This window comes from Mesorhizobium sp. M2A.F.Ca.ET.039.01.1.1, from assembly GCF_003998035.1.
Taxonomy (GTDB): domain Bacteria; phylum Pseudomonadota; class Alphaproteobacteria; order Rhizobiales; family Rhizobiaceae; genus Mesorhizobium.
The window spans coordinates 1-1,132 of the sequence record NZ_RZRY01001222.1; the positions used below are offsets into that span (position 1 = coordinate 1).

Sequence of the window (1,132 nt, forward strand, 5' to 3'; positions counted from 1 at the left end):
GGATGGCCGGGGATCGAGAAGTTCGCCGAAACATCTGCTCCGGTGGTGACCACGTTCCAGGCCGCACGTCCTTTTGAGATGTAGTCGAGGGAAGCAAACTTGCGGGCGAGAAGGTAGGGATCCTCATAGGTTGTCGAGGCGGTCGCAACGAAGCCGATGTGGCTCGTGGCCTGCGACAGCGCCGCCCACAGTGTTATCGGCTCGAAATGCGCGTGCTGAGCAGTGCGGCGGACCGCTTCCGGATCCTTGGCACGCTCCCACACGGCCGGACTGTCGGCCACGAAAACCAGATCGAATTTGCCGCGTTCGGCGGTCTGGGCAAGCGCCCGGTAATGATCGATGTTCAGACCGGCATCGGCCTCTGCGTCCGGATGGCGCCAAGCCGCGGCATGATGGCCTGTCGCCATGATGAACGCTCCGAGCCGCATTTGTCTCTTCTGCGTGCTCATTGGCTTGCCTCCAAGACCTTCGGAACCTTGCGGCCGGGCACGTCAACTCCCAGCCGGCTGAGCAGCCGGGCTCGATACTGAGCAAAGCGTGCGTCGCCATGATCGCGCTTTGTCGGAAAATCGATCCGGAGATCCTCGATGAAGCGGCCTTCTTCGAGAACCAGGACCCGGTTCGCCAACGAAATTGCTTCGTCGACGTCATGGGTGACGAGCAGCACTGCGGGACGATGCCTTGCGCAGAGTTCTCGCAACAGGTCGTGCATCTTCAGGCGGGTAAGCGCATCGAGCGCCCCGAACGGTTCGTCGGCAAGCAACAAGGCAGGTTCACGTACCAGCGAACGAGCAAGAGCTACTCTTTGCTGTTCTCCGCCCGAAAGCTGGTTCGGCCAAGCATCCTCCCGCCCTTTCAGCCCGACTTCGGCTAGAGCTCTTTTTCCACGGTCCTGAGCGGGCGTGCCCGGCAGGCCCAGCGTGACGTTCTGAATGACGCTTCGCCAAGGCAACAGGCGCGCGTCCTGGAAAACGACTGACAAGTTCTCCGGCACGCCGCGGATACCGGTTCCCTCGACCTCGCGGTCCAGGCCGGCCAGAGCCCTGAGAAAAGTGCTCTTGCCGGAGCCGCTCTTGCCGAGCAGAGCGACGAACTCGCCCTCTGCGATATCAAGCTCCACGCCGTCCAGGAT

The 1,132-nt window shown here is 62.2% G+C and carries 2 protein-coding genes; both read right to left on the reverse strand.

Annotated elements, in window-relative coordinates; translation table 11 throughout:
• A partial coding sequence (locus EOA24_RS38790; protein WP_127410870.1) for an LLM class flavin-dependent oxidoreductase occupies positions 1-449 on the reverse strand: 449 nt, incomplete at its 3' end.
• A partial coding sequence (locus EOA24_RS38795) for an ABC transporter ATP-binding protein (RefSeq protein ID WP_133374951.1) occupies positions 446-1,132 on the reverse strand: 687 nt, incomplete at its 5' end. The genes EOA24_RS38795 and EOA24_RS38790, both read right to left, overlap by 4 nt.